8 protein-coding genes are annotated in these 7065 nt (G+C 68.5%); all 8 read right to left on the minus strand.

Going from position 1 to position 7065, the window contains the following annotated elements; all coding sequences use genetic code 11:
* Window positions 1-117 precede the first annotated feature (117 nt).
* On the minus strand, window positions 118-1242 hold the full coding sequence (locus ACFXAZ_RS38995) for a lysophospholipid acyltransferase family protein (protein ID WP_384601693.1): 1125 nt from the start codon (window positions 1240-1242) through the stop codon (window positions 118-120).
* 55 nt (window positions 1243-1297) lie between these two features.
* Window positions 1298-2353: an NAD-dependent epimerase/dehydratase family protein gene (locus ACFXAZ_RS39000; RefSeq protein WP_384601696.1), complete on the minus strand. Its 1056-nt coding sequence runs from the start codon at window positions 2351-2353 to the stop codon at window positions 1298-1300.
* A 118-nt stretch (window positions 2354-2471) separates the two neighbouring features.
* The gene (locus tag ACFXAZ_RS39005; RefSeq protein WP_003948845.1) at window positions 2472-2570 is read right to left on the minus strand and encodes a 30S ribosomal protein bS22; all 99 of its coding nucleotides are present in this window, start codon (window positions 2568-2570) and stop codon (window positions 2472-2474) included.
* A 110-nt stretch (window positions 2571-2680) separates the two neighbouring features.
* Complete coding sequence (locus ACFXAZ_RS39010) at window positions 2681-2893, minus strand: helix-turn-helix domain-containing protein (RefSeq protein ID WP_362767926.1); 213 nt, start codon at window positions 2891-2893, stop codon at window positions 2681-2683.
* 129 nt (window positions 2894-3022) lie between these two features.
* Window positions 3023-3832, minus strand: a complete 810-nt coding sequence (locus ACFXAZ_RS39015) for a phosphatase (RefSeq protein ID WP_384601699.1) — start codon at window positions 3830-3832, stop codon at window positions 3023-3025.
* 36 nt (window positions 3833-3868) lie between these two features.
* A complete protein-coding gene (locus tag ACFXAZ_RS39020) occupies window positions 3869-5044 on the minus strand; it encodes an acetoin utilization protein AcuC (RefSeq protein WP_384601701.1) in 1176 nt (391 codons plus the stop codon).
* Window positions 4995-6224: an MFS transporter gene (locus ACFXAZ_RS39025; protein ID WP_384601704.1), complete on the minus strand. Its 1230-nt coding sequence runs from the start codon at window positions 6222-6224 to the stop codon at window positions 4995-4997. Before ACFXAZ_RS39025 ends, ACFXAZ_RS39020 begins: the two co-directional genes overlap by 50 nt.
* A gap of 88 nt (window positions 6225-6312) precedes the next feature.
* Complete coding sequence (locus tag ACFXAZ_RS39030; RefSeq protein ID WP_384601708.1) at window positions 6313-6957, minus strand: HAD family hydrolase; 645 nt, start codon at window positions 6955-6957, stop codon at window positions 6313-6315.
* Between the last annotated feature and the right edge of the window lie 108 nt (window positions 6958-7065).

Raw genomic sequence — 7065 nt, forward strand, 5'->3', positions numbered from 1 at the left:
GAACTCACACACCCCTGAGGAGCGCTCCAGCCCCCACTCCCACCACTCCCCCCCCCCCCCACCACACCCCCCACGTCCGTACCCGAAGGGCCCTGGGTCGGAAGAACTCAGGGGAACTCAGAAGAACACGGACCGGCGCTGCACCAGCAGCTTGTACAGCGTGTGCTGGATCTGCTCGCGGACCTGGTCGGTGAGGTTGAACATCAGCATCGGGTCCTCCGCCGCCTCCGGTGGATAGCCGTCCGTCGGAATCGGCTCGCCGAACTGGATCGTCCACTTCGTCGGCAGCGGAATCGCGCCCAGCGGGCCCAGCCACGGGAAGGTCGGGGTCAGCGGGAAGTACGGGAAGCCCAGCACCCGGGCGAGGGTCTTGGCGTTGCCGAGCATCGGATAGATCTCCTCGGCGCCCACGATCGAGCACGGGACGATCGGCGCGCCCTGGCGCAGGGCCGTGGAGACAAAGCCGCCCCGGCCGAACCGCTGGAGCTTGTAGCGCTCGCCGAAGGGCTTGCCGATGCCCTTGAAGCCCTCCGGCATCACCCCCACCAGCTCCCCCTGCGCCAGCAGCCGCTCGGCGTCCTCCGCGCAGGCCAGGGTGTGGCCCAGCTTGCGGGCGAGTTCATTGACGACCGGTAGCACGAACACCAGGTCGGCCGCCAGCAGCCGCAGATGCCGCTCGGCCGGATGGTGGTCGTGCACGGCGACCTGCATCATCAGGCCGTCCAGCGGCACCGTCCCGGAGTGATTGGCGACGATCAGGGCACCGCCCTCGGCCGGGATGTTCTCGATGCCCTTCACCTCGACCCGGAAGTAGTTCTCGTACACCGGGCGCAGCAGGGACATCAGGACCTGGTCGGTGAGTTCCTCGTCGTAGCCGAAGTCGTCGACCTCGTAGTCCCCGGTGAGACGGCGGCGCAGAAACGCCAGCCCGCCCGCGATCCGCCGCTCCAGACCACCGAGGCCGCCCTCCGGCCCCGACTCCGGCCCGGGCCCTGACGCCGACTCCGGCTCCGGCTCTGGCTCTGGCTCTGGCTCCTCACTCGTCACAGGAACATCATCCTGCACCACAAGTCCCTCCACAGGCCCGTCCGCGGGCCGGTCGAGATGCTCGTCCAGCTGATGGACCGGCGCGGGCTTCCCGCTGCCCCGGCGGCTTCCGGCGCCCCGGCGCCGGGACGGGCGCTGTGCGGCGCCGCCGCGCGACCGGTCGTCGTCGAACGGAATGACCTTGGCATCCGCCATCGTTGCTGCGCTCCTCGGTTGGCGCTGATCGGCGCGGGGCCCTGCTGAGGGGTCCCTAGTCCGCGCGCGGTGGGTGGCCGCCGCCGGCCACGGGCAGCGCGGCGAGCCGGTCGACGGCCCGGGCGAGGGCCTCGGGCGGCACCAGCCCGGGGCCACGGCCACGCGCGAAGTCCGCGAACGTCTCCGCGGTGGTGTACTTCGGCCGGAATCCCAGTGTCTCGCGCATCTGGGCCGTCGCCACCACCCGGCCATGGGTCAGCAGCCGGATCTGCTCGGGAGAGAAGTCGGTCATGCCGAGCGTCCGCACCAGCGACCCGGCCCAGGTGACGGCCGGCAGCAACAGCGGCACGGTCGGGCGGCCCAGCCGCCGCGAGCACTGCGAGAGCAGCAGCACCCCGTCCCCGGCGACATTGAACGTGCCGCTGTTGAGGGTCCCGCGCCGCGGCTCGTACGAGGCGATCCGCAGGACGTCGATGACGTCGTCCTCGTGCACGAACTGCAACCGCGGGTCGTAGCCGAGAACCGTCGGCAGCACCGGCAGCGAGAAATACGCGGCGAGCGGCGAGTCCGCGCTCGGCCCGAGGATGTTGGCGAACCGCAGCACACACACGGCGACATCGGGCCGCCGCCGGGCGAACCCGCGCACATACCCCTCGACCTCGACGGTGTCCTTGGCGAAGCCGCCGCTTGGCAGCGACTTGGGCGGGGTGGTCTCGGTGAACACGGCCGGATCGCGCGACGCGGACCCGTACACATTCGTACTGGACTTCACCACCAGCCGCTTCACCGCCGGCGACTTCTGGCAGGCGCCGAGGAGCTGCATCGTGCCGATGACGTTGGTCTCCTTGACCGTGGTCCGGCTGCCGCTGCCCAGGGCGGTCGCGGTGACATCCATGTGGACGACCGTGTCGGCGCCGGTCTCGGCGAGCACCCGGGCGATGGTCGGCTGGCGGATGTCCGCCCGGATGAAGTCGGCCCCGCCGAGCCGGTGCTCCGGCTCCACCGCGTCCACGGCGATCACCCGGTCCACCTCGGGGTCACGCTGGATCCGGCGTACGAACCGGCCGCCGAGCCGCCGGGCCACTCCGGTCACCAGCACGACCTTGCCCAAGACCAGCGCCTTCCTTCCAGACGTACCACGCCGCTGGGGCCAACTTAGCGGGTCGACATGACAATGGCCCCGCACGGGACCTCGGTCCGATGCGGGGCCACACCACGCTCTGCGGCGGCTACTTCTTGTTACGACGCTGAACGCGCGTGCGCTTGAGCAGCTTGCGGTGCTTCTTCTTGGCCATCCGCTTGCGCCGCTTCTTGATAACAGAGCCCACGACTACCCTCGCTCACTTCTCATCACTCGGTGCTGGGCGCCATGGGCCCATACGACCTACGAGGGCTTAGCCTACCCGCCCGAGCGCTGAGGTCGTAATCGAGGGGACCGTCAGGCCGTCTCCACCCCCACATAGCTGTCGCGGAGGTATTCATGAACCGCGTTCTCGGGGACGCGGAAAGACCGCCCCACCCGAATCGCGGGCAGATGACCACTGTGCACCAGCCGGTACACGGTCATCTTCGACACTCGCATCACCGAGGCAACCTCCGCCACGGTAAGGAACTGAACCTCGCTCAGAGGCCTCTGATCGCCAGCAGCCATGACACACCTGAACCTTCCGCACTCGACGGCCACCGGCTTCCCCTTCCGGTGACTCTTCGTCGTTGCGTGCTCACTCCCCAATGTAGGGGCGGGTGATGCGAGTGGGGAAGAGGTGCACCCATCGGCGGCCTACTGTGACAGACACGCTCGATTGAGTACGTAGCGGCTCAGCGGCAGGTAGTAGTCAGACCGCACGCCGTCATCAAGGGGCACGACGACGGACACGCGCCCCTCCGCCTCACCGACGAACAGCGCGGGGTCGTCCGTGTCAGCGAGCCCGATGGCCTCGAACCCCAGCTGACCTGCCCCGCAGACCCAGCCGTGGTCTCCGATCACCAGCTCCGGCAGCGGCCCGCCGGCCTCGGCGAGCGCCGCCAGCGCCATCCGAACCGGCAGCGGCGAGTGCGAGTGCGCGCCGGGCGCACCACCGGAACCGGGCACACCGTGCGCCCGTACGAACGCGACGCCCCGTACGTAATCAAGGTTGTACGTGCGTAGACCGAACCGGGTCGTTATGTCGACACGGCGACCCTGCGCCGGGGTGAGAACAGCACATCCCGCCGCCGACAAAGCGTCCGCGAGCCCGACGTAGAAACCGAGCAGCCGGTGCGGATGCCCGGTCCCGATCAGCACCGGCCCCTTGCGCTGAGCCACCTCGGCGACCCGCTCGGCGAACCGGTCGAACGCGAGCAGCGTGCGTACGGGATCGATCAGATCCGGCCCTTCCACATAGCGCGGATCGGGAGATACCCCACACTTCTCGGCCATCAAACCGATCAACTCCGGCTCCCCCCACACCCCCTCCGGATCGATCCCGATCAACACCCGAGGATCCCGAGCCGCGAAGAGCCGATAGCTCCGCAGACTCACCTCCCGCCCGGTAGCCACCCACCCCGCAATCCCACACCCCACCAAATACTCAAGAACCCCCTGCTCCACTTCCCCACCCCCGTAACTGCGGGACCCAGACGCCCCTCAGGCCAACAACCCCCGCAACGGAAACACCGCCCGCCGCGTAGCCAACACCGCCTGATCCACCCGATCCCCGGGGTCGTACCCCTCCTCCCAGACCCCCCACCGCACAGGCCACCGCCCATCACTCATCCGCACCGGCGCCAACTGCCGAGTACGAGCGAACACCTCCGCCCGCCACCCCTCAGGAATCACCGTCTCCGGCGCGACAGCCCGCCCCGCGGCAATCCCCACCAAATGCGCCCAGGACCGCGGCACCACATCCACCACCGCGTATCCACCCCCACCGAGCGCCACCCACCGCCCCTCGGCATATTCATGCGCCAACTCATGACAAGCGACCTGCACCGCCCGCTGCGCATCCAACGACACCGCCAAATGCGCCAACGGATCATCGAAATGCGTATCCGCCCCATGCTGCGTCACCACCACCTGCGGCCGAAAATCGGCCAGCAACTCCGGCACCACCGCATGAAAGGCCCGCACCCACCCCTCATCCCCCGTCCCCGCGGGCAACGCCACATTCACGGCCGACCCCGCGGCAGCCCCCGCCGCCCCCGTCTCCTCGGGCCACCCGGTCTGCGGAAACAACGTCCGGGGATGTTCGTGCAACGAGATAGTCAGCACCCGCGGATCCTCCCAGAACGCCGCCTGCACCCCATCCCCGTGATGCACATCGACATCCACATAAGCGACCCGCTCGGCCCCGAGTTCCAACAGCCGGGCAATAGCCAACGACGCGTCGTTGTAAATACAGAACCCCGACGCCGCCCCCGGCATCGCATGATGCAGCCCACCCGCGAAATTCACCGCGTGCAGCGCGTCCCCCCGCCACACCGCCTCGGCCGCCGCCACCGAAAGCCCGGCGATCAAAGACGACACCTCGTGCATCCCGGCGAACGCCGGATCATCCGCAGTTCCCAGCCCGTACGACTGATCCGCCACCCCGGGATCCAGCGACGCGGCCCGCACCGCCTCGATGTAGTCCTCCCGATGCACCAGCCGCAACGTCGAATCCCCCACGGGCTTCGCGGACACGACCTCCATCGCCTGGTCGAGCCCCAGCGCCCCGACCAGTCTCCGGGTCAGCTCCAGCCGGACCGGATCCATCGGATGCTCCGGACCGAAGTCATAGCCCGTTACCGCCTCGTCCCACATCAGCTGTGCGCGACCGCTCATGCCCGCCACCGTATCGGTCCGCCCCGCCATCGAACGACCGGGCGTACACCAATGTCGCCAACACCAGAACCATCGGTACGAGCATGGCTCCCCGATAACTCCAGACATCCCCCAACGCCCCCACCAACGGAGACCCGATCAAAAACCCCACGTAATTAAAGATATTGAGCCGCGCGACAGCCGCATCCGAAGCCCCAGGAAACAGCCGCCCCGCCGCCGCGAAAGTCTGCGGCACCAGAACGCACAGCCCCAGCCCCACCAGCGTGAACCCGAGCATCCCCGCCCAGGCCCCCGGCGCCCCCGCCACCACCGCGAACCCACCCGCGGCCAGCACCGCCCCGCCCCGCACCACCGCAACGGCCCCGAACCGCCGCACCCCGAAGTCCCCCACGGCCCGCCCGACCAACGTGGTCACCATGTACACGTTGTACGGCACGGTGGCCAGCTGCTCGGACGACCCCAGCACATCCTGCAAGTACTTGGCGCTCCAATTGGAAACAGTGGAGTCCCCGATATAGGCAAAGGTCATCACCAGGCACAGCGGCAAAAGCGCCTTGAAAACAATCCCACCCCCCGGCCCACTCCCCTCACCACCCTCAGAAACCCCTCTATCACCACCCCCATCCGCATCCACATACCAACGGCTCCCCACCAGCGCCGCCGGCACCAGCACACACACCACCGGCAGATACGACACCCACAGCGCCAGCCCCCAGTGCGCGCCCACCCACGCCAGCGAGGCCCCGAGAATCCCACCAAGGCTGTACGCGGCATGAAAGCCGAGCATGATGCTCCGCCCGTACGACCGCTGCAAGCTCACCCCGAGCATGTTCATCGAGGCATCGAGCGCACCCACGGCCAGCCCGAACACCGCCAGCGAGACGGCCAGTTCGACGAGCCGCTCCCCGGCCCCCACCCCGAACAGCGCCAGCAGCACCACCGGCTGGGACCACCGCAGCACCACGCTGGGCCGCACCCGCTCCACCAGCCGCTCGGTGCCCACGCTCCCGACCCCGGCCAGGATCGGCACCGCCGCCAGAAAGACCGGCAGCAGCGCATCGGACACCCCGTACCGGTCCTGTACAGCCGGAATCCGCGTCACCAGCAGGGCGAACGCCACGCCCTGGGCGAAGAAGCCGAACGCCAGCGAAGCCCTACCGCGCCGTAGCACTTCAGTCATGGCGGCGAGCGTAAGGCCCCGAGCGTCCCCTGGGTATATCCAGCCAAAGATGAATTTCCCTCAACTCCACTGCCCTACCTGCGATGCCTCACACCACCAGGTCGACCAGTTCCCCCATCCCGAAGAACACCCGCCCGGCCCCGACCAGCCGCTCCACCGGGGTCATGGCGGCGAACCCGACCACGTCCATCCCCGCCGCCACGCCCGCCCGCACCCCCAACGGGCTGTCCTCCACCACGACACACCGCTCGGCCGGCACCCCCATCACCCGGGCGGCATGCAGAAAGAGATCCGGCGCGGGCTTCCCCCGCCCCACATCCTCCGAGCTGAAAATCCGCCGGTCGTCGAACCACCGGTCCAACCCGGTGGCCCGATGCCCCACCCGAATCCGCTCATGACTCCCGGACGAGGCCACGCAGTACGGCACCCCGCCGGCCGTCAGCTTCTCCAGCACTTCCTCGACCCCCGCCACCGGCCGCAACTCCCGCTCGAACGCAGCGAAAACCCGCCGATGAAACACCTCATCAAAGTCCCCCGGCAACCGCTCTCCCGTCCGCTCCTCAATCAGATCGTGTACGCGATGCATGGCGGCCCCCATGTAGTCCCGCAGGGAGTCTTCGTACGAGGTCGGGTACCCCAGCTCGGTCAGATAGCCGGCCAGCAGCCGATTGGAGATCGGCTCGCTGTCGACCAGCACACCGTCGTTGTCAAAGATGACGAGGTCATAGCGCATACTCCGACCCTAAACGCAGAAGAGCCCCACACCTTTCGGTGTGGGGCTCTTCGCAATATTTGTTCGGCGGCGTCCTACTCTCCCACAGGGTCCCCCCTGCAGTACCAT

Origin of the sequence: Streptomyces sp. NPDC059477, assembly GCF_042749375.1 — a bacterium.
Classification (GTDB): Bacteria; Actinomycetota; Actinomycetes; order Streptomycetales; family Streptomycetaceae; genus Streptomyces.